Source organism: Paenibacillus amylolyticus (assembly GCF_036894225.1).
GTDB classification, from domain to species: Bacteria; Bacillota; Bacilli; order Paenibacillales; family Paenibacillaceae; genus Paenibacillus; species Paenibacillus amylolyticus.
Window position 1 is genome coordinate 4,399,380 of sequence record NZ_CP145892.1, and the last position, 26,163, is coordinate 4,425,542.

Sequence of the window (26,163 nt, forward strand, 5' to 3'; positions counted from 1 at the left end):
ATAAGAGAAGCACTTCATGTTTGGATCCAGTTAAGGTGAAGGTATTAAGCTTCTACAACTTCAACAGTTTCCATTTTGTCTTTACCTTCTAAAGCGTCCACGAACTCCATACCTTTAGTTACTTTACCAAATACAGTATGTTGTCCATCCAAATGTGGTTGCGGTTGGTAGCAGATATAGAACTGGCTTCCACCTGTGTTACGGCCAGCATGTGCCATAGCAAGTGTTCCGCGCTCATGTTTGTTTGGGTTAATTTCACAGTTGATTGTGTAACCTGGGCCACCTGCACCGCTACCGTTAGGGCATCCGCCTTGAGCTACAAAGCCCGGGATAACGCGGTGGAATGTAAGACCATTGTAGAAACCGGAATTAGCCAGTTTCTCAAAGTTTGCTACTGTGTTTGGAGCTTCTTGATCGAACAGATCGATCAGAACTTCTCCGCCGTTTGCCAATTTAATTTTCGCTTGTTTCGCCATATGTAAATGACTCCTTTCGTATTGACCATCGTTAATGGTGCCAGAACGCATGACCCTGGGCCAAGCATTACAGCACTTTTCTTAGTGTACACCGAAAATGTCTGGATCGCAAAAAAAACGGCAACTTTTTTCATGAATCAGCTTAAATACGCAAAAAGCAGACGAAAAAGGAAGTTCCCTTTTCATCTGCTTCAACTGTAAACGAACTAGCGAGTTACTGGCTGTTTGCCAATGCGCGCTGGTACCAGGTCATTCTGGATGATATCTTGATACGTCTCACGGCGTACCACGACATCTCCTTGACCGTCTTTGACAAATACAACGGCCGGACGACGAATCCGGTTGTAGTTGCTCGCCATGGAGTAGTTATACGCGCCTGTGCAAGCTACAGCGAGTAGGTCGCCGCTTTCCACTTTTGGCAGGTCCAGATCCCAGATCAACATATCGCCACTCTCGCAGCATTTACCCGCAACGGATACCGTTTCCTGAGCAGCCTCATTCGCACGGTTAGCAAGCACAGCTTCGTACTTGGATTCATACAAAGCAGGACGTGGGTTATCGGTCATACCACCATCCACGGCAACGTATTTACGCACGCCTGGAATGTCTTTGCTTGTTCCAACGGTATACAGCGTTGTTCCCGCTTCACCCACGATGCTGCGGCCTGGCTCAACCCAGATCTCAGGTACGGCATAGCCGATTTGAGCAAAATGATTTTTAACGGCATCTGTAATAGCCTTCACGTATTGTGCAACTTCAAGTGGCGTATCTCCATCGATATAACGGATTCCGAATCCACCACCAAGGTTAACCACTTTGAAAGCAACATTAAGACGCTCATATACACTTGCTGCAAATTCAGCAACACGTTGAACCGCCATCTGGAAGCCTTCAACTTCGAAGATCTGGGAACCGATGTGGGAATGCACACCGAGCAATACCAGATTAGACTGCTTGGAAGCCAAGTCAATCGCTTCAAATGCCGTACCATTACCGATATCGAATCCAAATTTCGAATCCGTCTGACCTGTGGAAATATATTCATGCGTATGTGCCTCAACACCAGGCGTCACACGAAGCAAAATGTTTACTTTACGATTTTTGTCCGCTGCTACAGCCTGCAACAGATGCAATTCATTGAAGTTATCAACAACAAAGCATCCAATCTCTGCATCAAGAGCCATTTCGATCTCTTCCAGCGTTTTGTTGTTACCGTGGAAGTGAATGCGCTCAGCCGGGAATCCTGCTTGCAGTGCAGTAAACAGTTCACCGTCAGATACGACATCCAAGGAAAGTCCTTCTTCAGCTGCAAGGGCACACATCGCCATTACACAGAATGCTTTACTTGCGTAAGCAACCTGGAAGCCAAGTCCGGAAGCACGGAATGCTTCCATGTACTCTCTGCAACGCTCACGAACCAATTGCTCGTCCACAACGTACAGGGGAGTTCCAAATTGTTCTTTCAGATCTGTTGCATCAACTCCGCCAATCTCCAGATGCCCTTGCGCATTTATTTTACTTGTACCATGTAAATACATAATCTGCATTCCTCACTTTTTATATACTGGAACAATTGATATTCCAATGATTTTACACCAGTATATCAAATTAGGCAGCGAGATGAATGGATTTTTCGGAAGATCATTTGTGTTTTTTACTTTTTTGCAGTTCCCCGTCCGGATCATCCGACATTTTGGTGTTGTCACGGGTTTTATTGAATGATGGACGTTTTTTATTTTCCAGCAGCGGAAGCCGGAATAAAAAGTTGCCCAAGGCCTTCGCATTAAACGGTATAAAAGGCCAGAGATACGAAGAATTGTACGACCGGTGAACGGTGAGCGCCAATATGAGTAATGTACAGCCCACGACCAACCCCGGAACCTTGAATATCGCAACAGCGACTAGCAGAACCAGCCTGACCAGCCTATTGGCGAGACCCAACTCGTAACTCGGCGTGGCAAACATACCGATGGCTGCTATGGCCATATAGAGCACAACCTCATTGACAAAGTATCCTGTTTTCACCGCGATATCCCCGACTAGAATGGCCGCGATTAAGCCCATAGCCGATGCCAGAGGTGTAGGCGTATGGACCGCTGCCATCCGTAATAAATCGACGCCTAGTTCGATCAGGAGAAACTGTAGAATCAGCGGTAGCTTTACATTTTCCTGTGGACCAATGAAGTCAAGTCCCATCGGTTTAATCGAAGGGTCAATAACCATGAGAAGCCATAATGGTAGCAAAAACAACGAGATGAGAATCCCTGCAAAACGCACCCATCGTAAATATGTTCCCATCAAGGCCGTCTGTCTGTTCTCCTCCGCATGCTCACATAGGTCGAAAAAGGTCGTTGGTAGAATCATCACACTGGGGGAAGTGTCTACGAAAATGACGACTCGTCCTTCCAGCAAATGAGAAGCTGTAACATCTGGTCGTTCCGAATAACGAACGAGTGGGAACGGATTCCAACCCTTGTTGATAATCGCTTCCTCCAGCTGTTTATCGGCTGCGGGAATACCATCGATATCTACTCGCTGAATTTTTTCACGAACTGAATCGACCTGCACTTTATCCACAATATCATCAATATACACCACGCAGACATCGGTTTGTGTTCTCCGCCCTACCTGCATAATCTCAAACTTCAGTCCCGGGTCGCGTATTCTGCGACGCACCAGGGTCACGTTAGTCAGGAGTGTTTCGGTAAAGCCGTCTCTGGAACCTCGGACTACCCTTTCCAAGGAAGGTTCTTCGGGTGAACGTACTGGATAACTCCGGGTATCCATAATTAAGACCGAGCGGTCTCCTTCAACGAACATTGCGCTCATACCGGTAAGAACCTTGTTGATGACCGCACTCATCTTCTCGACTTTCTCCACCTGAATATGGGGAATGTAACATTCAAAATAAGATTTGAGAGCATGTCCGGACACGTCATCCGGCGTGAGATAGGTCAGTCTTTTCAACACTTCAAGCAAAATCTCATCCTTGGCGAAGCCGGTGATCATCAGCAACCCAACGTGCTTGCCACCCAGAACCATTTCCCTCATATTCACGTCGAAGGATTCTCCGAGCCCCAGTACCTGTTGCAGTGTATATCTATTCTCACTCATGCGTGGGGAGATATCATCGTTTTCCTGCCAATATTGTACAGATTCCTCAATGCTGTCGGACATCTCATTTTGTTTTTTCTTACTGTACGCTTTCTCCTCTTCTTCCTTCTGAATCTCATAAGCAGACTTGTGTAACATCTCTTCCGTTATACCTTCACTATTTTCCTGGCCTGTGTGCTCCGTTCGTTCATCCATCTTCCATCCTCCTATGGCCACGAGTTACCGTTGATATATAAAAAAATCAAACAGGGAACCTGTCATTTTACCCAAAATCATGGCGAGCAGTAATCCAAACAAATAAGGTTTCATGCCCAATCGTTTGGCTAGCACGGGCAGTACATTGAGTACCTCGGTGAGCGCTGCGGCGAGCAGACCGATGAACACGCCACAGAACAAACCAACGATTGGGCTGAGCAGCAGCACCCCATGCATTTTCCAATGCCAGAAGTCCGCCACCGTCCCGAGCAGTGAACCACCAATTAGCGCCCCTTCGTACCAGTGAGTCTTGTCATAAGATTGCGTAAGTTGAGCCAACCTGGGAATCATATCGAGCACCAGAATGAGCGCAATTACGCCGCTCCCTACGGCAATTCCACCTGCAATACCCAATACAATGCTGATTGCTCCATTAAGAACGCTCATCCGCATTCATCTCCCTGCGTTCCTGCTCATGCATCCGTTCGCTCTCTTCAATCACCACATATTTATCTACATTTTGCTGGTATAGAAACATCTCCACTTCTAGCGGGGTAGGTTCCTCATTCCACTTTTTCTTGAACAAATGATTAAAAAATACTGCCATTCCGAATCCAATGCCAATGGAATACGCCACTTGGAACAGATAGGGATGTTCGTCCCGATGCCCAGTAAGCATCTCCACAATACGAATCTGTACTTCCTGCATGTTCACATCGGCATGAAAATTCATAATGGTTAAGGCCGATCCGAAGAACAGCAGCAGCCAAACCAATATGAACAGAGACTTGGAAGGTTGACCATTTCCCGCAATGACTTCAACCAACGTATGGCCTGATCCTATCAGTTCCACACTTACCTCCGGCAAGATGTGCCGAATTTGGGGAATAATCTGCAATATATCAATGAGGATCAGATTGCCATCCTCTGGTCCAGGGCTTAGCAGTTCAAGCTCCAATAGCCTGCCCTCTTGGTCTTCTGAAGAGGTCAGTACATGTGCAATGTCTCCAAGCTTGACTGCTCTGCCCCTCTGGATGCGAATACGGCTGCGCAGACGAATATAGACCATTGGAGTGGGTGTCTGGGACATCCATAGCACTCCTTTACTGCGTAATTTAGGTTAGTATTTGAAGAATGTGCAAATTTATTACAAACTGGTTGGAAAAAAGGTGGAAGGCTGAGTTGGCGCTGCGGGATGGATCGGTCATTGGTCGCTGTTATCCCCGGATTTCTTGAACTCTCCTTTTCAAGGAGGAAATCCAGTGCTAAAGGCGAACGCTTCGCTCCTTTTGACCGATTCCATCCCTCCGCTACCCATCGTCCTCCCGTTTCCAAAGGTTTGTAATAAATATGCTGGAGGAGTAGGCAGGAAGGGAATTGAAAGATGAGCTTTTTGGGGTTATTTTGCGCAAAATTCTATGACTTTGGAGTTGTCTTCTGCATGCGTCTTAGACTACAGTTGTTTAGAAAATTTGGAGACAAAGGCGCACGCTTCGCTTCTTTAGGTCTAATCTGCCGCCTGCGTTGCTTATGTATCCTTAGATGAACCCTCACGCTTCGCTCCTTGTGACCGATTTGAGGCGCAACTGAGTGTGAAGCATTATTTTACATATCAAAAAAGGTCGCCGTATGGGCGACTCTTCGGTATTGGTAGATAGGTCACGGATCATATACAATAACTCAAGAATTATGTTCTTTTTCTCTTTTGTTCAATTCCCTTCTAAATCGTAAAGGGGTTGAATTCATTGTTTTGCGGAATTGGTTAATGTAATAACTCGTGCTGTTAAAACCGACCTCATAGGCAATTTCGGTGATGCTACGCTTGGAGGATTGCAATAGTTCAATGCTTCTTTGGATGCGGTACTCGATCACATATTGCATGGGTGTGGTTTTCAGGATTTGCTTGAAATAACGGCATGTCTCCGATCGACTTAACTGTCCAGCCTTTGCAATATCTTCAAGCTTAATTGGATCGGCATAATTGAGATTAATCCATTGCAACATGTCTTTCATTCGGTTGTTTCTGCTCATCTCTGATGGATCATGTTCAAGAGAATATCCGTTCATAATCAGCAGTTTCCACATATTAAGCACCGCCGAAGCAATATTCACTTCGTAAAAAGGAACTTGGTGCACTAGCTCCTTTCTAATCCATGCAACAGCATCCAAGATCTGTTCTCCCCAAGCGTTAGCTCTTTCGATATACAGAAAAGGCAAATTAGTTGCTGTTACATATGGATGTACGTACTTTATATACAAATCCGCAGGCATGATAACGTGTGGGGACAAATTCAGACATAAATAAATGCAGTTCTCGCTCACCCCGTGATCTTCGGCCATATGCATTATTCCACTGTTGATAAAAACCCCGTCACCTTTGGACAAAATCATCTTTTGATCGTTGATATGGAACAACGCCTTACCCTGAAGAACGGCAACAAACTGCAATTCATCATGCCAGTGGAGAGGAATATGTCCGTGAACATTTTGAACAATGGTTGTCTCATAACAGGCTATAGATAATGTATCGGTACGGTGTTGCGTCATTTCTTTCAAATGTTGATCAATGATAAATTCGATCTTCTGCATGGCCCTCATCTCAATATAGTTATATTTTTAAGTGTAATATTGATATAAATGTATCGCGTTTCTCCTTAATATAACACTATTCTTATATTTAAGGTGAGGCGAACAAGAATGACAACTTCTGCAAAATCCAAAATTTCAGGTATCGTACTCGTTCTGACGGGAGCCATCTGCTGGGGCATTGGGGGTACGGTATCTCAAAAACTGTTTCAACTGGATGGAATTGAGGTCAATTGGTATGTCACTGTACGATTGTTGATTGCTGGGTTACTATTACTGGTTATTCAATCGTTTACAAATGGACGATTTCAGATTTTTGATGTATGGAGAAATAAAAAAACGGCTGGGCAGATGATCATTTTTGGATTGGTGGGCATGCTTGCCGTTCAGTATACGTACATGGCATCCATTAAACACGGCAATTCAGCGGTGGCTACACTCCTGCAGTACCTGTCCCCTATTATGATCATGATTTACATCGCACTCCGTAAGCAGTCTGTCCTCACACGCAATGACCTTGCATGCGCCGTTCTGGCTCTCAGTGGGTGTTTTCTCCTGCTCACGAATGGCTCGCTCACGCAGTTATCTGTCTCCTGGCTCGCAGTGATATGGGGGCTGTTATCCGGGGTTTCAGCTGCATTTTATACGCTGTATGCCGTGCAACTGATTAAAAAGTTCGATTCACTTGTTGTGGTCGGATGGGCTATGATCATCGGTGGTTTGGGAATGAGTTTTATTCACCCGCCCTGGAAAATGAATTTTGCTAGCATCACGCTTGAAACCTACGGTTATTTGATATTTACGATCCTTTTTGGAACCATGATTGCTTTTTGGTTTTATATTGCGAGTCTCAAAAGTCTTACACCCAAGGAAACTAGCCTGCTCGGGAGCGCAGAGCCACTTGCTGCTGTTGGAACAACTGTCATATGGCTCCATGAACCTTTTGGCTTCTATCAATGGATTGGTATGGCATGTATTCTTGGCATGATGCTGGTCATGCAGTCCAATCGTTCAGGGTCCAACCATAGTAACAACAAATAACCTCCCTCGCCATAATGCGCGATAGAAGGTTGTTAGTTGTCGTATATTGGTGCATAAGCGCCAATATTGTTGTTGCAATCCATGAAATCACTGCGCGATCTGGTCGCGGATGGATTGCAGTATTTTTTTCTCCAGACGTGATACCTGCACCTGAGATATACCCAACCTGCTGGCAACCTCGGACTGGGTCTGATCCCGGTAATACCGAAGATAAACGATTAACCGCTCCCGCTCACTGAGACCACCGATCGCTTCGTTCAGGGCCAGCTTGTCAAACCAACGTTCCTGAGACTCGTCGGCAATCTGATCCATTAATGTAATGGGATCGCCGTCATTTTCAAATACGGTCTCATGGATGGAGGTCGGTGGTTTGTTCGCTTCCTGGGCAAATACAACTTCCTCCGGGGTTACCCCCAGCTCTGCGGCAACTTCCTTAATCGTTGGCAGACGATCCAGATGTTTGGACAGTTCGTCCCTTTTTTTACGGACTTTATTCGCCATCTCTTTCAGTGAACGACTGACCTTCAGGGTACCGTCATCCCGCAGGAATCGCTGGATTTCTCCGATGATCATCGGTACCGCGTAGGTTGAGAACTTCACGTCATAACTGAGATCGAATTTGTCCACTGACTTGAGCAGACCGATACAACCAATCTGGAACAGATCTTCCGGATCATATCCCCTGTTCATAAAACGCTGTACGACGGACCAGACGAGTCTGATGTTGCAGTTCACCAGCGTATCCCGTGAGACATGGTCACCCGACTGACTGAGCGCAATCAGCCGTTTGACCTCGGCATCGTCAAAATAGGTCTGTGAAGATGGTTTCACTTCAGCATCCATAAGAATACCAACCCCTAATTATACAATGCTTTCTTGGATTCAATCCTTTTTTTCATCTTGATGGAGGTGCCTCTGCCGGGCTCACTGCTGACTTCGAATTCATCCATAAAGTTTTCCATAATGGTGAAGCCCATGCCCGACCGCTCAAGTTCGGGTTTGGACGTATATAGCGGCTGCTTGGCCAGTTCAAGATCTTCGATTCCTTCACCGCGGTCTTCCACAATAATTGTAATCATGTCTTCCCGAATCTCGGCCTGGATGGACACCACACCTTCGGAGTTGTTGTTGTATCCGTGGATGATGCTGTTGGTCACGGCTTCGGAAATGACCGTCTTCAGGTCACTGAGCTCGTCCATCGTTGGATCAAGCTGGGAGATAAACGCAGCAACGGTTACCCGTGCAAACGACTCATTCTCTGACTTGGCCGCGAATTGCAGATTCATGAAATTTGTCCCTGTTCCTTCATTCATGAGACGACCTCCAGACCTGAGAGAGCAGTTCCCTCATTTTCGTATATCGGCATAATTTTAAACAGCCCCGACATTTCCAGCAAACGGTACACTGGCGAATTGACGTCACAGACCACCATCTTGCCACCTTTATTCTTAATGAGCTTGTATCTTCCCAAAATGACACCCAGACCTGAACTGTCCATAAATTGCAGATCTTTCAGGCTGAGTACGAGATGCTCGCTTTGTCTCCGCTGGATGGCTTCATCCATTTGCATCCGTACCATGTCAGCTGTATGGTGATCCAGCTCCCCGGATAATCGTACAATCAGAATCCCGCGATGGTGTTCCATTTCCACATGCAAGTTCACGTTTGCTCACTCTCCTCCCTGTCTTAGAACAAGGATTTCTACGCTTCCGAAGGCTTTTCCTGCCCCCCGACAAAACTAGAAGAAAACCCCTATTTAACTACAAAATATGTTCGAAGGATGCGTGCAACTCGCGGAAATCGCCGTTTAGTCAAACAGGTTGGACGTTGTCCGCTTGAACAGCTTCCACCAGCCAGCCTTATTCACATCCTGCGGAGCCTGAATGTCGAACTCCTTAATGACGTCATTACCCTGATAAACCACCAGTTTACCTATACTTTGCCCGGCTTTGATCGGAGCTTTCAATTCTTTGGCGACCAGCAATTCATGCCGGATGTCATTGGATTTGGCTCCTTTGCGCATCAGCACACTATAATTTTGCGTGGCATTCAGAGGCAATTCGGCAACTTCACCTTTTTCGATCTTCAGACTGCCCAGCAGATCCCCTGCCTTATAGAGAGCCTTCATCGTATATTGACTGAACGCATAGTCAAACATCGAAGATACTTCGCTGTTCCGTGTTTTAGTATTTGGTTCACCAAGTACCACGGAAACGACACGCAATCCATCCTTGGACGCTGTTGCGGACAAGCAGAATTTCGCTTCGGATGTGTAACCTGTTTTCAAACCGTCTGCCCCTTCATAAAAACGAACCAGCTTGTTTGTATTCACCAGCCAGAATGGCTTTTCCGTATCTTTGCGAAGGTAATCCTGATATGCACCGGTGTACTTCGTAATCCCGGAATGTTTCAGCAGTTCACGGCTCATGACGGCAATGTCATGGGCGGAAGAATAATGATTATCGACCGGGAGGCCGTTACAGTTGGCAAAATGAGTATCCTTCATGCCAAGCTCCTTCGCACGCTCATTCATCAGCTGTACAAAGGCCTCTTCCGAGCCAGCGATCTTCTCAGCCATCGCTACCGAGGCATCATTGCCTGAAGCCATCGCGATCCCTTTTAACATATCATCGACTGTCATTTCTTCCCCAGGCTCCAGGAAGATCTGCGAACCGCCCATGGAAGCTGCATATTCGCTTGTTCTTACTTTGTCCGTCAGCTTCAGCTTGTCTGAGTCGATCGCTTCAATTGTAAGCAGCATGGTCATAATCTTTGTAATGCTCGCTGGAGGCAGCTGATCATGACTGTTTTTCTCATAAATGACCGTTCCCGTGTCAGCATCCATTAAGATCGCAGAGCGCGCCGACGGGGCCAGATCAGTTCCTCCCGCTGCCTTCGGTGTTTCTTCAGCCAATGCTGTTGATGCCATAAGGGACAGCAGGATACAAAGGGTCATGAACGATGCCATTATTCTTTTCTTCACAAGGTTACCTCCTCAAATGACTTGCTTACTGCATGTTCCATGCATGTACTGCTAATCATTGTCGGCCCGTTTCCAGTAAATTATTCCATGTAAAGCATGATTTCCCGAACTTTTATTGAAAATGTGGTCAAAGCCAAAAAAAACGCACTGCACTCAAGGAATGAGTAACCGTACGTTCAACACAACAAAAAAAGGTTACCCCCCTATGATTTCTCATCTAAAGAGGTAACCTTATCTACTCAAATCTTGCTTACATTTGTGGAATAACTGCCACTACCAGCGCCAGGAACGACTCACGCACACGTTCCGTCGTCTCCATAACCTCATCATGTGACAGCGGCTGGTCCAGAATTCCAGCAGCCATGTTGCTGATACAGGAAATACCGAGTACTTCCAGGCCCGCGTGGCGTGCCACAATCACTTCAGATACAGTGGACATGCCCACTGCGTCTGCGCCCAGTGTGCGCAGCATTCTGATCTCTGCCGGTGTCTCATAGTTCGGACCGAGCATACCTGCGTATACCCCTTCACGTACGTTAAAACCTTGTGATGCAGCCGTATCCTTCGCCAGCGCACGCAAACGGCGGCTATATGCTTCGGACAGATCCGGGAAACGCACGCCCATTGCAGCGTCATTTGGTCCGATCAGTGGATTTTTGCCTGTGAGATTTAAGTGATCCGAGATCAGCATCAAGTCTCCAGCTTCATACGACGTATTCACACCGCCTGCAGCATTGGTTACAAGCAGGCTACTTACACCCAGTTCTTTCATAACCCGTACCGGGAAAGCTGTCAATTCCGGACCATATCCTTCGTACATGTGGAAACGGCCTTTCATCATCACGACTGGACGACCTTTAATGGTTCCGACCAATAGTTCACCTTCATGTCCTTCTACTGTGGACACCGGAAAATGCGGAATATCCTGATAAGCAATACTTACGCCATCTTCAATCAGTTCTGCCAGTACGCCAAGACCTGAACCCAAAATCAAACCGACTTCCGGCTTGATGGAGCTTTTGCTTTGAATATAAGATGCTGCTTCCGAAATCATTTGTTGGTTTAATGCTGTCATGCGATGTATGTTCCTCCTTGAGTTGAAACGATCCGTCTTATGTATAACGGCGTTTGGATGTATTCAATTTATTTTATCCTAAATCGGCCCAACGTTCCGCATTTATTTGTGAATGCCATGCGTCAAATTCTATCTTGCCCTCGGATGATGGGTTTCATAGATTTCTTTCATGGTTTTGCGACCATGATTGCCATATTGTTGTCCAGGCTGCTCCACGTGACCCAGCATGTCTTGAACCGCACGTGTATCCGCCCCATTGGCAATCAGGTGTGCTGCAAACGAATGACGAAGGGTATGCGGCGTAATTTCTTCCGAGATTCCCGCATCCACCGCCGCTTTTTTGAGCAGCTTCCAGAAGCCCTGCCGGGTTAAACGTCTACCAGATACATTCACGAATAGTGCCTGCTCGTCCGAATCGGTTTTGAGCAACTTGTTGCGGAATTCCTCCACATATACACTTGCCCAATGTGCAGCTGGTGCACCAATGGGAAGGATACGTTCCTTGCCCGCCCCACCGCATCGTATAAAGCGCATCCCTGGCTGTACATCCCGAATGTCAAGGGCAATCAGTTCCGAGACCCTAATGCCTGTAGCATATAACAGTTCAAGCATCGCTCGATCTCTCACACCCTGCGGTGAACGAGTATCAGGCGCTGTCAGCAGTTGTTCGATCTCTTGGATACTTAACACCTGTGGTGGCGTCTTGTCCGCCTTGGGAGCTTCCACATCAAACGTAGGGTCCTGTATAATATCACCCCGCCGCATCAAAAAATGAAAGTAGGAGCGCAGAGATACGATGCTGCGGGCAATGGTTGCATTGGCACGTCCTGCCTGTTTGAGCTGACCTGCAAACAGGACGACATGTGTACGTCTGACCTGGTCGGCTTCGCGTATGCCATATTCCTTATCTGCAAATTCAATGAACTTGTCCACGTCTCGGAGATACGATTCAAGCGTGCTGCTCGACATCCCTTTATCATCTTCCAAGTATAAGGCATAGGCGTGTATCGTCTGTTTCATGTACAACGCTCCTCAACTGACAGATCTGCCGCTCTGGCAGACTGCTCCCGTATTTGCATCCCTGGCTGTTCGAAGCTACTCTCCGTACCAATAGAACAAACGGAGACGCTCTGCCATCGTAGGACGTCCTTCTCCATTACCCGGCCAATCCGTTTCCTGAAATACTTTGATTGCATTGCCAGTCGGCATCTGATACTGATCCACAGGTGAGATCCAGCCATTAAACAGATCCAGAACATGATAGAACAGATAAACTAATGCAGCAAAAAATATGATAAATCGAATAAAACGGAGCCCTCTCCGCACTGATATAATCATGGGCGCGTCCCCTCCTGATTCGAATCCGGTATTGTCCTTGAATCAGGGTATGTCCATAAACACAGGTTTATGCCATTCGGGGGAAACTCCAGATCATGTCCGGTGCCAAAAAAGCTCTCCCGTCAAAACCGCCGGTGAGAGCTTGAAGATATGCTATGTTATTCTTCATCTTTGGGTTTCTGTTCATTTTTAGCTTTGCAACGATAACAAATTCCATGAAAGTCCAGTCGGTGATCTACTACCGAAAAGTTGAATTCCCGCTCCAAACGCTCTTCAAGCGGTCCAAGCCAGTCTTCACGTATTTCATCCATACTTCCGCATTGAACACAGATTAAGTGATGATGGTGATGCTTGGATGTATCTCCGCGCAGATCATAACGCGCTACACCGTCGCCGAAGTTGATTTTCTCTACAACATGCAGCTCACTCAGCAGTTCGAGGGTACGGTACACGGTTGCCAGACCGATTTCGGGAGCCTTTTCTTTAACGAGCATGAATACATCTTCTGCGCTCAGATGATCTTCTTCATTCTCAAGAAGTACTCTTAAGGTGGCTTCCCGCTGGGGCGTTAATTTATATCCTTGGGACTGTAGTTGCTGCTTAATTTTATCAATCCGTGCTTCCATTTTCTCCCTCCCCCTAGGAAATCACTGCACACTGCAACTTAACCCACTCTTTTCATTATAGGGGGAGTGCGTAATTAAAGTCAACATTTTACACTATACGGTACACGTTAGGCCGGTAGTAACATTGGCGTGACCCAACGCATCATTGCAGGTGTAACCCATGTTTCAAAAGACGCCACACCGAGCAGCAGTGCAGCCATAACCAAAGTTAACACTATATATGAAGCAAAAGGCCTTTGTCGGCCAGGTGTTCGCTGCATCAAAACACGATTACGAATGATGTATAACGAGAACGTCATCGCCGCTACACTGCAGATCAGGAGGATCGGAATGACAAATAGATTATGCGGTGCCACGGACACCAGTGCAAACAGCAGCCCTTTCCAGGAATACTGTCCAACAAGGTACCCCACTGTGAATCCAATGAGCACACCTTTCAAAAAATCCAGAACCAGTATACCGGGTAGTCCAACAACGGATAAACCCAGAATAAAGATCAGACCCACCCATTTCAGATGGAGCATGGCAATGTCCCAATATGCCCCGGTCTCAGTCACTTGTGCACTGTGCTGCACGGTCATGAAGAAATTGCCGAGATAGCCCTCCAAATCCTGACGTTGCTCGAGAGACAATGCGTTGACCATGAGCGCGCCAAAAATCACGCCGACCAGAAACAAGACAGCCACGAATACATATAACGAAGTCTGACCTTTAAATGTAAAGTAGGAAGAGCGCATACAGATACGAGTCCCCTTTCCGGTATCATGCTACAAGGATTTTCATTTACATCCTCATAGTCATTCTTATGAACCGGAATGCACCTGTATGACTTCTTGTCCAGATTGGACCTCTGTATAGCGAAAGCTATATGAGTTGAACTAAAGATTATTTACACCGGTCACTCCGAGGCTTTTTCCTGAACAGCAACCTTTCCGTACGTACCGCCACCTCCGGAGGACAGCTCCAGTTGTCCGTTTCGTGCAGCCACAATCAGGCCTGCCAGCACAGGCCCAACAACCGCAGCAAGTACTTCCTCACTGGTGCGATGAAGTACGTTCATTTCCGTACCAAAATGGTCCAGTAGCTGGCGCAGTTTGGCTTTGCCAAGTCCCGGAATGAACTCCAGTGGCACCTGATAATGATAGGCTGGTCTGTTTGCAGGAACATGAGGATTCTCCCGATCAGAGATCGTCAGGATGCGATCCAGCACCCCCTGCACCAGCTTCAGACTGCCACAGTGCGGACAGCGCTCTGCTGACATCGCTTGCTCATCCATAATGATGCCACATGCTGCACAGTAGGTACGATGATATTTGCCCAGCCTTGGATTCAGTCCATAATTGGCAGCAATTTTCCTGCCGACTTCTCCTTGAAGTGCCATACGGAATTCATCAAAAGAAGGGGCAGCCACTTGCAGTTCGTTATACTCCCGTCCAATCTTACCGAGAGAGTGGGCATCCGAATTGGTCAGGAACGGAACATGATCCAGCTCCCGAATATAACTTGCCATGGATGAGTCCGAGCTTAACCCCAGCTCTACCGCATCCACGAGACTAGTATCCAGCACATCGCCCATACGGGATGCCGTACTGCCATAGATGCCTTTATGCGGTGTAAACACATGTGCAGGAACAATAAGTCCACCACGTGCCTTAATCTCCGCCTGCATCTCAAGAGCGGGCACGTAGACACGCTGAGAACTGAGGTTCACATTTTTCATATAACGTTTCATCCAGTCCGTGAAGGACTTCATCGTTTTCAGATCACGGAAGTACGCCAGCATATGGAACTCACGCATTCCAGGCTCACGCAGCTCAATCTCTGTACCCAACAGAATGGTCGTGTCCTGGTAGGCAATGCCGCCGCCCTCAATCTCGGACATGGTACCACTCTCCAGCAATTGCTCGATATCCATCTGTACAACCGGAGAATGACAATCAATAACACCAAGCAAATGAATTCCTTTATGATCCGATGCTTCCCGAGCAATATTCTCAAATGTCAGATCCCGACTGCCACTGATTTTAACAGCCTCACCCCGAGAGGTTCGTCCGATATGGATATGCAGGTCTGTATAACAGGGCTCCCACATTGTGGACGTTTCCAGTTGGTCTTGCATGCCTAGAACCGTCCTGTCGTTCTGTAGAGGTCCCACGCGTACACGGCCATCATCGTTTTGGCATCGCTAATCCGGTTCTCGTCCATAAGCGCATAGGCTTCCTCCAGAGTTATTTCGGCAACTTCAAGGAATTCATCTTCGTCCAGCGCCATGTCCCCTGCTTCCAACTCTTCAGCGATGTAAAGATGAATGATCTCATCTGCGAACCCCGGTGACGTGTAAAACGAACGCAAATGACGCAGCGACTTGGCTACATATCCCGTCTCTTCTCGCAATTCACGTGCTGCGGCAACCTCTGGCTCTTCTCCCGGGTCCAGTTTTCCCGCAGGAATCTCCATTTCGGTGCGTCCCATTGCCTGACGATACTGATCCACAACAAGCATGCGATCCCCATTCAGAGCGAGTACAGCTACCGCTCCAGGGTGCCGGATTATCTCACGTGTAGCCTTCTGGCCATTCGGTAGTTTAACGGTATCGACTTGAAGCGAAATCACTTTGCCCTCGAAGATTGGCTTAGTGGATACGGTCACTTCATCTAGTTTTGGATTGGCAGGTTGCGCCGCGTGGATGGATTGGGCAGATTGATTTGGTTTCATTGGTTCTTCAACTCCATATCGTAGGATTATATATAAATGGACTAAAAATATTTACACTAACCACTCCGATGACAGAACAACCCTTCGATCGCTGTTATCCCCAGATTTTTTTGATTTTCTTTACTAATAGATAAAATTTGGTGATAAAGGCGAACGCTCCGCTTCTCTTGGTTATTTCTGTCCTCTCCGTTCTTGTGTAAAGGATTAGCTCAATTTATATATTTGGTGAATGTATAAATCTCTGATTTTGGGCATATGGTGAGCGTATAGAACTCTCACAGCAAATATAAACGAATCAGGGGGACTTTCAATGAATAGTTATATGACGCCTCAATCCTTACACGTGGTAGGACAAGCCCGGCAAGTACAGCTCATACTCAAACAATGGTTGCGCGAGTGGGGCCCGGATGCCAAGTTAATCGATCTCCTCGCTGGACGCAAATGAATGAGTCATTGATTTCAATTTGATCCTAAATTAACGAGTCTTCTCACTTGAAATATAACATGAATTCACAAAAAGTCCGAATCCGATACAGATAGACCGGGTTCGGACTTTTGTCTAACAACATGTGAGGTAACATGTGCTCTATATTATTTCTTGTCAGCTACCGTTTCCTGAATAATAGCTACGACTACCTGGGATAACTTCACAATGTCTTCGGCAAGAATACGTTCTTTGGTTGTATGAATATCCTCATACCCTACCGCCAGATTCACTGTTGGAAGGTCGAATCCGTTAAAGATATTGGCATCACTGCCACCACCGGAAGCAAACGTACTTGTCTCCAGCCCAATACTGCGAATGGCACGCTGTGCAAGCTTTACAACTTCGTGTTCATCATGGAAGCCAAATGCAGGGTAAAGGATCTTACTTCTGAATTCAGCTGTTGCACCGTATTTGCGACATGTCGTTTCCAACGCGTCACGCATCTGTGCAACCTGCAATTCAACTTTCTCCTGAACAATACTGCGAGCTTCCGCTTCAAGCTGTACAAAGTCACATACCACGTTGAGTGCTGATCCACCTTGGAATTTACCGATGTTCGCTGTCGTCTCATCATCAATTCTGCCCAGTGTCATCGCTGCAATCGCTTTGGCTGCAACTTGAATGGCGCTGATCCCGTCTTCCGGATTCACGCCAGCATGGGCAGACTTACCATAGATGCTCATTTGAATTTCAGCTCTCGCTGGAGCAGCAACACAGATCGTGCCTACAGCTCCATTAGAATCCAGCGCATAACCGAACTCGGCATCGATATCCTTCGGATTCATGGCACGTGCACCCACCAGTCCAGACTCTTCGCCGACCGTAATGACAAATTGAATTTTACCATGTGGAATCTTGTTTTCCTGGATCACACGAATCGCTTCGAACAATGCCGCAATACCTGCTTTGTCATCTGCTCCCAGGATCGTTGTTCCATCACTGCGAATCCAGCCATCTTCACCCAGTTCAGGTTTGATTCCCTGTCCCGGCGTCACGGTGTCCATATGACATGTGAAAAAGATCGGTGCAACCCCTTCAGTTCCTTCGGCTTCCCAGGTAATGACGAGGTTTCCGGCGCCATGTCCGGTTTGCTCCATGGTATCATCCTCATAGACATGAAGCCCAAGATCTGTAAACTGCTCTTTTAACACCTTCGAGATGTTCTGTTCATTTTTCGTTTCACTATCAATCTGCACCAGTTCCATGAACTGATCGATAACACGTTGTTGTTTAATCATAGGACTTTCCTCCCTCTCGTGGATACGGTACAATACAATTACTATGGTTTGTTTACTTTATGAGGTTGTTCAAAAAGTCCGCTTTTGATTACGAAGGATGCCTCGCGGCATCATCAGCATCGAATATGGAATTCAGCCGAAATAAGCGGGAGGCTTACGAAGTATGTTTCCTTTGGAAACATTGTGGTTGCTCACGTAGTTTTCCCTACGCTCCGCTACTCCATTTCTAGCTTCATCCCATCTTCTTGGTACTGAAAACCAGTCTTTTTGAACACACACTTTATGTTGAAAGGAGTTCTCTCATCAATGCAAAAAAAGAAATGGTTCAAAATCATCATCTATCTCATGCTGATCGCCATGATCGGGTCCACCCTTTTCATAGCTCTCGAACCGTTGCTGTTTGGATAGCAACCTAAAGCCTTTCGACGACCTGTTTACAGACGTTGAAGGGCTTCTTTTTCCGTGACCCAATTAATTTGATATTGAAAAATACGATTAAAGTACGGAACAATCTCCTGCGCTACTTGCTCCACCGCATAGGACTTGCCCGTTATATCCTCCAGTGAGGTAACGCCATACTGTTCAATCCCACAAGGAACAATCCCCTGAAAACCTGCATGTTGAATGCCTGAGCTGATGTTAAAAGCAAACCCGTGACTGGTCACAAAACCGCGGCGGTGTTTGCAACGATTAAACTTGATGCCGATTGCAGCAATCTTCATATCACCAATCCACACACCCGTGTACCCCTCTTTGCGTCCAGCTTCAATGCCCTGGTCTGCGAGATAATCCATAAGCACCTGCTCAAGTTTCCGTAGATAGCCGTGCAGATCCAGGTCTTCATCCCGACCAAGAATCAATAACGGGTAACCTACCAACTGGCCCGGGCCATGATAAGTAATATCACCGCCACGGTCAATTTGAAACAAAGAAATCCCTTGCTCACGCAACTCTTCCGGACTGAGAAGCAGATGCTCCGGATGATTTTGTGAGCCGATCGTATACGTTGGTGGATGCTGTAAAAGCAACATCTGCTCCGCTCCCTCGCCCTCGTCCAATCGCTGCACAATCGCTTTCTGGCGGTTCCAAGCCTCTTCATAATCAAGCATTGGTATGTATGCAACATCCAGCGGCTTGCTCATGATTCCCCACACCCTTCTGCTTCAGGTTCAGTGTACAATTGAGCACCTGTCCGTAGACAGCAGGAAAAGTGCACGGCCTCCGGCACATACACTTTCCCGACAACTATTTACTTAATACACCTTGGTCTCCATGGTATATCCTTCAAGGTTTTCTTTGACACGTTGCAAGAAACGTCCGCTGATTACACCATCCAGGATTCGGTGATCCAACGACAGACACAGGTTAGCCATCGAACGAACAGCGATCATATCATTAATAACCACTGGTTTCTTGACAATCGACTCGAATGTAAGAATCGCTGCCTGCGGATAGTTAATGATTGGCTGGGACAGGATCGAACCAAATGAACCGGTGTTGTTCACCGTGAACGTACCACCTTGCATATGGTCCAGCTTTAACGTACCTTCACGTGTTTTGCGAGCCAGTTCATCCACTTCACGGGCCAGACCTGCGATATTACGCTGATCGGCATGTTTGATTACGGGTGTAAGTACAGAATCTTCGGTTCCTACCGCCATGGACAGGTTAATGTCCCGTTTGACGATAATTTTGTCCACTGCCCATACCGAGTTCATAATTGGGTAGTCTTTAATCGCGTTAACGACTCCCTTCATCATGAAGGACAGATATGTCAGATTGATGCCTTCCTTACGCTTGAACTCATCCTTGAGTTTATTGCGTAGCATCACAAGATTGGTTACGTCCACTTCGATCATTGTCCATGCATGCGGGATTTCCGATACGCTTTGACGCATATTCCGGGCAATGGCATTACGCACAGGGGTAACATCGATGAAATACTCCGATCTTCCCTGGCCGCCACCTTCCACTTCGATCTGTGGAATTTTCGGACTTTCGGTTAGATGAATGCCTGAATGTCTCACAGGAACACCTGCATCGGACGCCGAGATCGCTTCTCCAGCGGTCAAACCCATTTCTCCATTTCCACGATTCACTCCGCTGAATGGAGAAGCAGACGGCATACTAGAAGGTGTATGCTGAACTGCTGCAGATGATGCTTGTGCGGACGATCCAGCCGCGTTACCTCCCTGTGCAACAAATGTCAGCACATCTTTGCGGGTAATACGCCCACCGGCACCGGTGCCTTGGATGCTTTGCAAGTTCAAGCCATGCTCTGCTGCCAAGGATTGCACTGCCGGGGAATACCGATTACGCATCGGCTGGTTCGGATCATGTCCTGCTGTATTTGACGCGGCAAGAGGAGTGGGGCTCGCATGTTGCTGCACTTGCTCCTGTTGCTGCGATACTTGTGTTACTTGCTCAGCCGCTTCTTCGTCAGAAGCTGCGACCTGCATGCGGCAGATTGCTTCACCAACAGCAATCGTTGTGCCCTCTTCCACCAAAAGGTCACCCATAATTCCATCCACAGTGGATGGAATCTCGGCATTAACTTTATCAGTGATTACTTCACAGATCGGCTCGTACTGTTCCACACGGTCGCCCGGTTTTTTCAACCATTTGCCTATGGTAGCCGAGACCAGCGATTCCGCCAATTGCGGCATAATGACCTCGATCCATTTCATACGTTCAGCCATTTGATTATCACTCCAAACTTTACTTTTAAACGATCCAAAAAACGAAATTAAAACTCGGCAAGTGTACGCATTGCAGCTTTAGCTTTGTCCTTGCTCAGCATGTAGAATTTCTCCAATGTTGGGCTAATTGGCATGGCCGGCACATCAGGTCCGCAAAGACGCTGAATCGGTGCATCCAGTTCAAAAAGACATTCCTCACTGATAATCGCGGCAACTTCGGCACCTACACCACCCGTTTTGTTATCTTCGTGTACGATCAGCACTTTGCCTGTCAGACGAGCGGAAGCAATAATCGCTTCACGATCCAACGGTTGCAATGTGCGCAGATCCAGAACGTGTGCTGTAATGCCTTCTTCACGCTCCAGCTCCTCAGCAGCCTGCATAACAAAATGCAGCGGCTGGCTGTAACCGATCACGGTAATATCCGCACCCTCACGAAGTACATTGGCCTTACCAATCGGAACGATGTAATCATCTTCAGGCACATCTTCCTTAATAAGTTTGTAGCATTTTTTATTTTCAAAAAAGAGTACCGGGTCCGGGTCGCGAATAGCAGCCTTGAGCAGTCCCTTAGCATCGTATGCCGAGTAGGGAGCTATAATTTTCAGACCAGGCGTACCAAAGAAAATCGATTCCGGACATTGGGAGTGATACAACCCACCGAAGATCCCGCCACCAATCGGCGCACGGATAACAATCGGACAGCTCCAGTCATTGTTGGAACGATAGCGAATTTTTGCCGCTTCACTAATGATCTGGTTGGTTGCTGGCAACATGAAGTCCGAATATTGCATTTCGGCAATCGGCTTCATGCCATACATCGCTGCACCAATCGCAACACCTGCAATAGCAGATTCAGACAATGGTGTGTCCATCACTCGCATTTCGCCAAACTGATCTTGCAGCCCTTTAGTTGTGGTAAACACACCACCTTTGAGACCTACGTCTTCACCAAGGATAAACACATTTTCATCCCGTTCCATCTCTTCTTTCATCGCGAGACGGATTGCATCAATATATTCCATCACTGCCATACTTACCGTCCCCCTTCTTCGCTGTCCGCATAAACGTGCGTCAGAGTGTCCTCAGGTTTAGGATATGGCGCGTTGTCTGCATATTCAGTTGCTTCTTTCATTTCCAGCGCAAGCTGGGAAGCCAGATCCGCATCCCGGGCTTCGTCCCAGATGCCGCAATCGATCAAGTAGTTCTTCATACGAGGAACGCCATCTTTCTTCCAGTTCTCCTCAACTTCCTCTTTGGTCCGGTAAGCCAGATCATTATCGGAGGTGGAGTGAGGTGACAACCGATACATCATCGCTTCAATCAGTGTCGGGCCTTCTCCGGCTATGGCACGGCGACGCGCTTCCTTCACTGCAGCATATACTTCTAATGCATCGTTACCATCTACACGAAGTCCGGGGAACCCGTATCCTTGTGCTCGATCGGATATTTTGCCGCTCAACTGTTTGTGAATCGGTACCGAAATTGCATATTGATTGTTCTCACACATAATAATGACAGGCAATTTATGCACACCTGCAAAGTTGGCTCCCTCATGGAAGTCACCCTGATTGCTTGATCCTTCGCCAAACGTAACAAAAGAAACAAATTCTTGCTTCTTCATTTTGGCAGCCAGTGCAAATCCAACAGCGTGCGGAACCTGTGTTGTAACCGGGCTGGAACCCGTCACAATCCGCAGCTTTTTGTGACCGAAGTGACCCGGCATTTGCCGACCGCCACTATTCGGATCTTCTGCCTTCGCAAAAGCAGACAACATCAACTCACGCGGAGTCATGCCTACCGCCAGTACAAAACCGTAATCGCGGTAATAAGGTAAATAATAATCGTGATCCCGATCCAGACCAAAAGCAGCGCCTACTTGCGCAGCTTCCTGTCCTACACCGGATACGTGAAAGTTAATTTTGCCAGCCCGTTGCAAGAGCAAGCAACGCTCGTCAAACTTGCGCGCGAGCAGCATGTATTTGTACATATCCAATACTTCACCATCGCTAAGTCCCAGCTGTTGATGCCGGTGGACCGCGTCTGCAGTACCTTGTGAACTCATATGAGGTACCTCCTTTTAATCAGAGCCTGTGCCACTCTTACTACCCGATCTTATAACCTGGTACTAAGACTTGGCTTAACCTTATTATAATCCCTTTTACCCAAAAAAGGAAAGGACCTTTCTCATAAGCTTGTTTGGCTTACATTCCAATGGCCTTTCCATCGACCGCCAACATGGCTTCACCCATAATTTCCGACAGAGAAGGGTGCGGATGAATGGTTTGTCCGACTTCCCAAGGTGTGGCATCCAGCATCTGAGCCAGAGAAGCCTCAGCGATCAATTCCGTCACATGGGTGCCAATCATATGTACCCCCAATATATCATTCGTCTTGGCATCTGCGATCACCTTCACGAATCCATCCCGACTTCCGTGAATAAGCGATTTGCCAATGGCCGAAAATGGGAACTTGCCTGTTTTAATGTCATAGCCACGTTCTTTGGCTTCACGCTCGGTGAATCCGATGCTTGCTGCTTCCGGACGTGTGTACACACAGCGCGGGATACGGTGGGATTCTACGGCATGTACCGTTTTGCCCGCCAGATGATCGACAGCGAGAATGCCTTCATGACTTGCGGCATGTGCAAGCTGCAAACCGCCGATGCAGTCCCCAATGGCGTAGATGTGACCTTCACCGGTCTGTAACTGTTTGTTCACAGCGATGAACCCACGCTCCAATTTGATATCTGTATTTTCGAGTCCGATATTTTCGACATTAGCCTGACGTCCAACCGACACGAGCATTTTCTCCGCTCTTAGCGTTTCCTGCTTATCTTCACCAAGCTGCACATCAATCTCAATGCCCTCTTGATCCGTGTTATATGTTTCGGTTAGAACGGTGGCACCTGTCAGGAAACGGACACCTCGTTTGCCGAGCAATCGCTGCATTTCTCTGGCAACATCCTCATCCTCGGCAGGCAACACGTGAGCAGCTGCTTCTACTACTGTGATGTCTACGCCAAAGTCATTCAGCATGGATGCCCACTCCAATCCAATCACACCCCCACCAACAATGATGAGTGATGCAGGAAGTTCATCCATACGCAGTGCTTCGTCGCTGCTCATTATGAATTTGCCGTCCGGTTCCAGGCCCGGCAACACACGTGGACGCGAACCAGTGGCAATGATGAGATTGGTTGGAACTACCGTATCCATCTCGCCATCTTCAAACTCCACAGCGACTGCTCCGCTCTGCGGTGAGAAGATGGATGGTCCGATGACGCGACCTTTCGCGTGTACAACCTGGATTTTATTTTTTTTCATCAAATACTGAACGCCCTGGTGGAGCTGTTCGACAATTGCATCCTTGCGCGCCTGTACTTTGGGAAATACAAGTGTGGCTCCATTCGTCTCGATACCATACGTCTCGCTCTCCTGAATCTCAGCGTATACTTCCGCGCTTTTCAGCAAAGCCTTACTCGGAATACAACCACGATGCAGACAGGTTCCACCAAGCTTGTCCTTCTCAATAATAACGACCTGTTTTCCCAGCTGTGCAGCCCGGATCGCGGCTACATATCCACCGGTCCCTCCTCCAAGAATTGCAACATCACATGTAATTGGCATCTCTCATGCTCTCCTCTATGAATCAAATTTCAATATAATTTATGATGGCTTAAATCATGGTTTAGCTTATACCCTCTATATGCCATTGTACTCTCCTTGAGCGGTCAACTCAAAGTTTGAACCAATCACACATGGACAGCCTATGCATTCCAAGCTATGATGGAATCAGGTATGATCTGTAAGCGTAACCTTTATTTAATGTCGACTTTGGCAGAAAGGGTATAATGCTCATGAATACAAGATTGGTCTTTGCGCGATTTTTGGCAATTGTTGTTCTGGTCATCCCCGGGTTAATGGCTATGAAGGGTTTTCTGATGATGAAAGATGCCCTGTTCCTATATTATGCCGAGCACGGGAACGAACTGATTTCACCAGGATTCCAGTGGCTTTCCTTTGGCGGTGGACTTGTCCTTTTTGCCGCAGGTATGAGTTTTCTGGGAGGCTGGATCTTGTTCCGTGACCGCAAGCGTAATTATGTAGGTCCCCGTTTCCGGTCCAAAAGTGTACCCGAAAAAGCAGAGACGCCCGGAAGGACTCCATGAGTCCGGGCTTTTTGTGTGTTTATACAACACACCGCCTACTTTACATAGACAGGATGGATCATCATGGTATCATTTCTAATCACGTTACAACGATTGCTCAAAGGCATTTTCCATGCGTTCAAAGACCCTAAGTTTCTGGCTCTGTTCGCGTTAACGGCAGCAACGTTGCTATCAGGCACTTTATTTTACACTCGTGTTGAAGGTCTGCACTGGATCGATGCGTTATACTTCTGTGCGGTTACCCTGACTACGGTGGGACATCCTGAATTTGTGCCAACCACCGGATTCGGCAAAGCCTTTACCGTAATTTACATGTTTGCAGGCATTGGTCTCACCTTTGCCATGATTGCCAGAATTACAGCAGGTATTCTATTCCCTCGCAAATTAAAGACAGAAGAGGACCCGGAGTAATCTCCGGGTCATTCGTATAAGGCATCCCGCAGCTTGGTAGACATACGTGATTCTTTGGAAGATGACTTCAAGATCGTTCTACGCAAGGTAAGGTTACTTGCCTGCAGTCTCTCCGCTTCTGCGAACAGTTCTGCAAATAACGCCTGCGCCGCTTCATCTAGAGATCCCTGTTCTTTCAGGCTTTCATATCGCTCTTGAAGTGATGATAATGCTTCACTCATACTAAAACACCTCTTTTCACAACTCCTGTTAACTAGCTGCCGTAACCAATACCTTAACATTCCATATAGTAACACAAAGCTGCGCAGATTAGTTCTGGCTCTTTCCAAAGATTTTGTGGTACTCTGTAAAGGTCGCTTTTTTTGTTGAATCCCGTATGTGAGAGGAGTAGCAGCACCGTGCAAACAGGACGTATTACCGTAATTACTGGACCCATGTTCAGTGAAAAATCCGGTGAACTCATTCGCCGTTGTCAGAAATTAATACAATTTGGCCGTCAAAAGGTTGTGGCCTACAAACCAGCCGAGGATAATCGGTTTGCCCAGGACGAGATCGTAAGCCGAATTGGTTATCGACTCCCTGCCCATTCCATTCCCCGGCAATTAACCCCGGAATCCGTAGAAATGATCTTGAACCAAACCATAGATGCTGATGTTGTTGCATTTGATGAAGTACAATTTTTCAGCAGTGCCATTATGGAACTTGTCTCGGAGTTAGCGTATTGTGGCAAACATGTCATTGTGGACGGACTTAATATGGATTACCGTGGTAAGGAATTCGGATATGTCGGTGGTTTGCTTGCCATGGCAGACGACATTGAGAAACTCTCGGCTTTCTGTGCGGTATGTGGCAGCCCGGATGCAGCCTTTACGCAACGTATCGTCAATGGGGAGCCTGTTACCTTGGGTCCGGTTGTCATGATTGGCGATTCAGAAGCTTACGAGCCACGCTGTCGTTGCTGCTTCATTCCTCCTCACAAAGTTGAATGCTCATCATAATTTCCAAAAG

At 47.2% G+C, this 26,163-nt stretch carries 30 protein-coding genes; 6 read left to right on the plus strand and 24 right to left on the minus strand.

Features of this window, described 5'->3' with window-relative positions; genetic code table 11:
* Nucleotides 1-44: 44 nt before the first annotated feature.
* The 6 genes from V6668_RS19500 to V6668_RS19525 all read right to left on the minus strand — a co-directional run bounded on the left by V6668_RS19500 (nucleotide 45) and on the right by V6668_RS19525 (nucleotide 6,374).
* The gene (locus V6668_RS19500; protein ID WP_017687646.1) at nucleotides 45-476 is read right to left on the minus strand and encodes a peptidylprolyl isomerase; all 432 of its coding nucleotides are present in this window, start codon (nucleotides 474-476) and stop codon (nucleotides 45-47) included.
* A 206-nt stretch (nucleotides 477-682) separates the two neighbouring features.
* Nucleotides 683-2,014: a diaminopimelate decarboxylase gene (lysA, locus tag V6668_RS19505; RefSeq protein ID WP_017687645.1), complete on the minus strand. Its 1,332-nt coding sequence runs from the start codon at nucleotides 2,012-2,014 to the stop codon at nucleotides 683-685.
* Nucleotides 2,015-2,117: 103 nt separating this feature from the next.
* Nucleotides 2,118-3,785 (minus strand): spore germination protein, encoded by a 1,668-nt coding sequence (locus V6668_RS19510; RefSeq protein WP_036607848.1) that lies wholly within the window; start codon nucleotides 3,783-3,785, stop codon nucleotides 2,118-2,120.
* A gap of 24 nt (nucleotides 3,786-3,809) precedes the next feature.
* Entirely contained in the window at nucleotides 3,810-4,238 is a 429-nt protein-coding gene (locus V6668_RS19515; protein WP_026080996.1) for a stage V sporulation protein AB, read from the minus strand.
* Nucleotides 4,219-4,875 (minus strand): stage V sporulation protein AA, encoded by a 657-nt coding sequence (locus tag V6668_RS19520; protein WP_017687642.1) that lies wholly within the window; start codon nucleotides 4,873-4,875, stop codon nucleotides 4,219-4,221. The genes V6668_RS19515 and V6668_RS19520 overlap by 20 nt, the downstream gene beginning before the upstream one ends.
* Before the next feature lie 590 nt (nucleotides 4,876-5,465).
* Complete coding sequence (locus V6668_RS19525) at nucleotides 5,466-6,374, minus strand: AraC family transcriptional regulator (RefSeq protein ID WP_338706476.1); 909 nt, start codon at nucleotides 6,372-6,374, stop codon at nucleotides 5,466-5,468.
* A gap of 108 nt (nucleotides 6,375-6,482) precedes the next feature.
* Here V6668_RS19525 and V6668_RS19530 point away from each other — a divergent pair, with 108 nt between their 5' ends.
* Nucleotides 6,483-7,412: a DMT family transporter gene (locus tag V6668_RS19530; protein WP_338706477.1), complete on the plus strand. Its 930-nt coding sequence runs from the start codon at nucleotides 6,483-6,485 to the stop codon at nucleotides 7,410-7,412.
* An 87-nt stretch (nucleotides 7,413-7,499) separates the two neighbouring features.
* On the opposite strand, the gene sigF is transcribed toward V6668_RS19530, so the two are convergent.
* The 11 genes from sigF to V6668_RS19585 form a co-directional block, all read right to left on the minus strand.
* Nucleotides 7,500-8,255, minus strand: a complete 756-nt coding sequence (sigF, locus tag V6668_RS19535; RefSeq protein ID WP_338706478.1) for an RNA polymerase sporulation sigma factor SigF — start codon at nucleotides 8,253-8,255, stop codon at nucleotides 7,500-7,502.
* Between the two features lie 14 nt (nucleotides 8,256-8,269).
* Nucleotides 8,270-8,725, minus strand: coding sequence for an anti-sigma F factor (gene spoIIAB, locus V6668_RS19540; protein WP_036672324.1), 456 nt, complete (start codon nucleotides 8,723-8,725; stop codon nucleotides 8,270-8,272).
* Nucleotides 8,722-9,075 carry an anti-sigma F factor antagonist gene (spoIIAA, locus tag V6668_RS19545; RefSeq protein ID WP_017687636.1) on the minus strand — a complete coding sequence of 118 codons (354 nt, stop codon included), beginning with the start codon at nucleotides 9,073-9,075 and terminating at the stop codon, nucleotides 8,722-8,724. The genes spoIIAB and spoIIAA overlap by 4 nt, the downstream gene beginning before the upstream one ends.
* 144 nt (nucleotides 9,076-9,219) lie before the next feature.
* A complete protein-coding gene (locus V6668_RS19550) occupies nucleotides 9,220-10,341 on the minus strand; it encodes a D-alanyl-D-alanine carboxypeptidase family protein (protein WP_338708977.1) in 1,122 nt (373 codons plus the stop codon).
* Nucleotides 10,342-10,645: 304 nt separating this feature from the next.
* A complete protein-coding gene (locus tag V6668_RS19555) occupies nucleotides 10,646-11,470 on the minus strand; it encodes a purine-nucleoside phosphorylase (RefSeq protein WP_338706479.1) in 825 nt (274 codons plus the stop codon).
* Between the two features lie 129 nt (nucleotides 11,471-11,599).
* Nucleotides 11,600-12,490: a tyrosine recombinase gene (locus V6668_RS19560; RefSeq protein WP_036607863.1), complete on the minus strand. Its 891-nt coding sequence runs from the start codon at nucleotides 12,488-12,490 to the stop codon at nucleotides 11,600-11,602.
* A gap of 75 nt (nucleotides 12,491-12,565) precedes the next feature.
* Nucleotides 12,566-12,808 (minus strand): DUF4227 family protein, encoded by a 243-nt coding sequence (locus V6668_RS19565; protein WP_017687632.1) that lies wholly within the window; start codon nucleotides 12,806-12,808, stop codon nucleotides 12,566-12,568.
* A 158-nt stretch (nucleotides 12,809-12,966) separates the two neighbouring features.
* A complete protein-coding gene (locus V6668_RS19570) occupies nucleotides 12,967-13,434 on the minus strand; it encodes a Fur family transcriptional regulator (RefSeq protein ID WP_036607866.1) in 468 nt (155 codons plus the stop codon).
* A gap of 107 nt (nucleotides 13,435-13,541) precedes the next feature.
* Nucleotides 13,542-14,171, minus strand: a complete 630-nt coding sequence (gene spoIIM, locus V6668_RS19575) for a stage II sporulation protein M (protein WP_017687629.1) — start codon at nucleotides 14,169-14,171, stop codon at nucleotides 13,542-13,544.
* Between the two features lie 161 nt (nucleotides 14,172-14,332).
* Nucleotides 14,333-15,553, minus strand: coding sequence for an endonuclease Q family protein (locus tag V6668_RS19580; RefSeq protein ID WP_338706480.1), 1,221 nt, complete (start codon nucleotides 15,551-15,553; stop codon nucleotides 14,333-14,335).
* A 2-nt stretch (nucleotides 15,554-15,555) separates the two neighbouring features.
* Nucleotides 15,556-16,149: an NUDIX hydrolase gene (locus tag V6668_RS19585; RefSeq protein WP_338706481.1), complete on the minus strand. Its 594-nt coding sequence runs from the start codon at nucleotides 16,147-16,149 to the stop codon at nucleotides 15,556-15,558.
* A gap of 310 nt (nucleotides 16,150-16,459) precedes the next feature.
* Here V6668_RS19585 and V6668_RS19590 point away from each other — a divergent pair, with 310 nt between their 5' ends.
* The gene (locus V6668_RS19590; RefSeq protein WP_100527202.1) at nucleotides 16,460-16,594 is read left to right on the plus strand and encodes a Z-ring formation inhibitor MciZ; all 135 of its coding nucleotides are present in this window, start codon (nucleotides 16,460-16,462) and stop codon (nucleotides 16,592-16,594) included.
* Nucleotides 16,595-16,740: 146 nt separating this feature from the next.
* On the opposite strand, the gene V6668_RS19595 is transcribed toward V6668_RS19590, so the two are convergent.
* Nucleotides 16,741-17,874, minus strand: coding sequence for a M20/M25/M40 family metallo-hydrolase (locus V6668_RS19595; protein ID WP_338706482.1), 1,134 nt, complete (start codon nucleotides 17,872-17,874; stop codon nucleotides 16,741-16,743).
* A 306-nt stretch (nucleotides 17,875-18,180) separates the two neighbouring features.
* Here V6668_RS19595 and prli42 point away from each other — a divergent pair, with 306 nt between their 5' ends.
* Entirely contained in the window at nucleotides 18,181-18,282 is a 102-nt protein-coding gene (prli42, locus tag V6668_RS19600) for a stressosome-associated protein Prli42 (protein WP_017687624.1), read from the plus strand.
* A gap of 26 nt (nucleotides 18,283-18,308) precedes the next feature.
* On the opposite strand, the gene lipB is transcribed toward prli42, so the two are convergent.
* From lipB to lpdA, 5 genes are all read right to left on the minus strand, one after another.
* Entirely contained in the window at nucleotides 18,309-19,016 is a 708-nt protein-coding gene (lipB, locus tag V6668_RS19605; protein WP_100527200.1) for a lipoyl(octanoyl) transferase LipB, read from the minus strand.
* A gap of 111 nt (nucleotides 19,017-19,127) precedes the next feature.
* On the minus strand, nucleotides 19,128-20,573 hold the full coding sequence (locus V6668_RS19610; protein ID WP_036672332.1) for a dihydrolipoamide acetyltransferase family protein: 1,446 nt from the start codon (nucleotides 20,571-20,573) through the stop codon (nucleotides 19,128-19,130).
* A gap of 47 nt (nucleotides 20,574-20,620) precedes the next feature.
* A complete protein-coding gene (locus tag V6668_RS19615; RefSeq protein ID WP_017687621.1) occupies nucleotides 20,621-21,607 on the minus strand; it encodes an alpha-ketoacid dehydrogenase subunit beta in 987 nt (328 codons plus the stop codon).
* A gap of 2 nt (nucleotides 21,608-21,609) precedes the next feature.
* On the minus strand, nucleotides 21,610-22,638 hold the full coding sequence (locus V6668_RS19620; RefSeq protein ID WP_017687620.1) for a thiamine pyrophosphate-dependent dehydrogenase E1 component subunit alpha: 1,029 nt from the start codon (nucleotides 22,636-22,638) through the stop codon (nucleotides 21,610-21,612).
* 139 nt (nucleotides 22,639-22,777) lie between these two features.
* Nucleotides 22,778-24,202, minus strand: coding sequence for a dihydrolipoyl dehydrogenase (gene lpdA, locus V6668_RS19625; RefSeq protein WP_338706483.1), 1,425 nt, complete (start codon nucleotides 24,200-24,202; stop codon nucleotides 22,778-22,780).
* 224 nt (nucleotides 24,203-24,426) lie between these two features.
* Between lpdA and V6668_RS19630 the strand changes: the two genes are divergently transcribed.
* Together V6668_RS19630 and V6668_RS19635 are read left to right on the plus strand one after the other, a co-directional pair.
* A complete protein-coding gene (locus V6668_RS19630; protein WP_017687618.1) occupies nucleotides 24,427-24,744 on the plus strand; it encodes a DUF2627 domain-containing protein in 318 nt (105 codons plus the stop codon).
* 63 nt (nucleotides 24,745-24,807) lie between these two features.
* Nucleotides 24,808-25,155, plus strand: a complete 348-nt coding sequence (locus V6668_RS19635; protein WP_338706484.1) for a potassium channel family protein — start codon at nucleotides 24,808-24,810, stop codon at nucleotides 25,153-25,155.
* An 8-nt stretch (nucleotides 25,156-25,163) separates the two neighbouring features.
* Here the strand turns inward: V6668_RS19635 and V6668_RS19640 are convergent, their stop codons facing one another.
* On the minus strand, nucleotides 25,164-25,376 hold the full coding sequence (locus V6668_RS19640; protein WP_076318970.1) for a hypothetical protein: 213 nt from the start codon (nucleotides 25,374-25,376) through the stop codon (nucleotides 25,164-25,166).
* Nucleotides 25,377-25,553: 177 nt separating this feature from the next.
* Here V6668_RS19640 and V6668_RS19645 point away from each other — a divergent pair, with 177 nt between their 5' ends.
* A complete protein-coding gene (locus V6668_RS19645; protein ID WP_338706485.1) occupies nucleotides 25,554-26,153 on the plus strand; it encodes a thymidine kinase in 600 nt (199 codons plus the stop codon).
* Nucleotides 26,154-26,163: the final 10 nt, after the last annotated feature.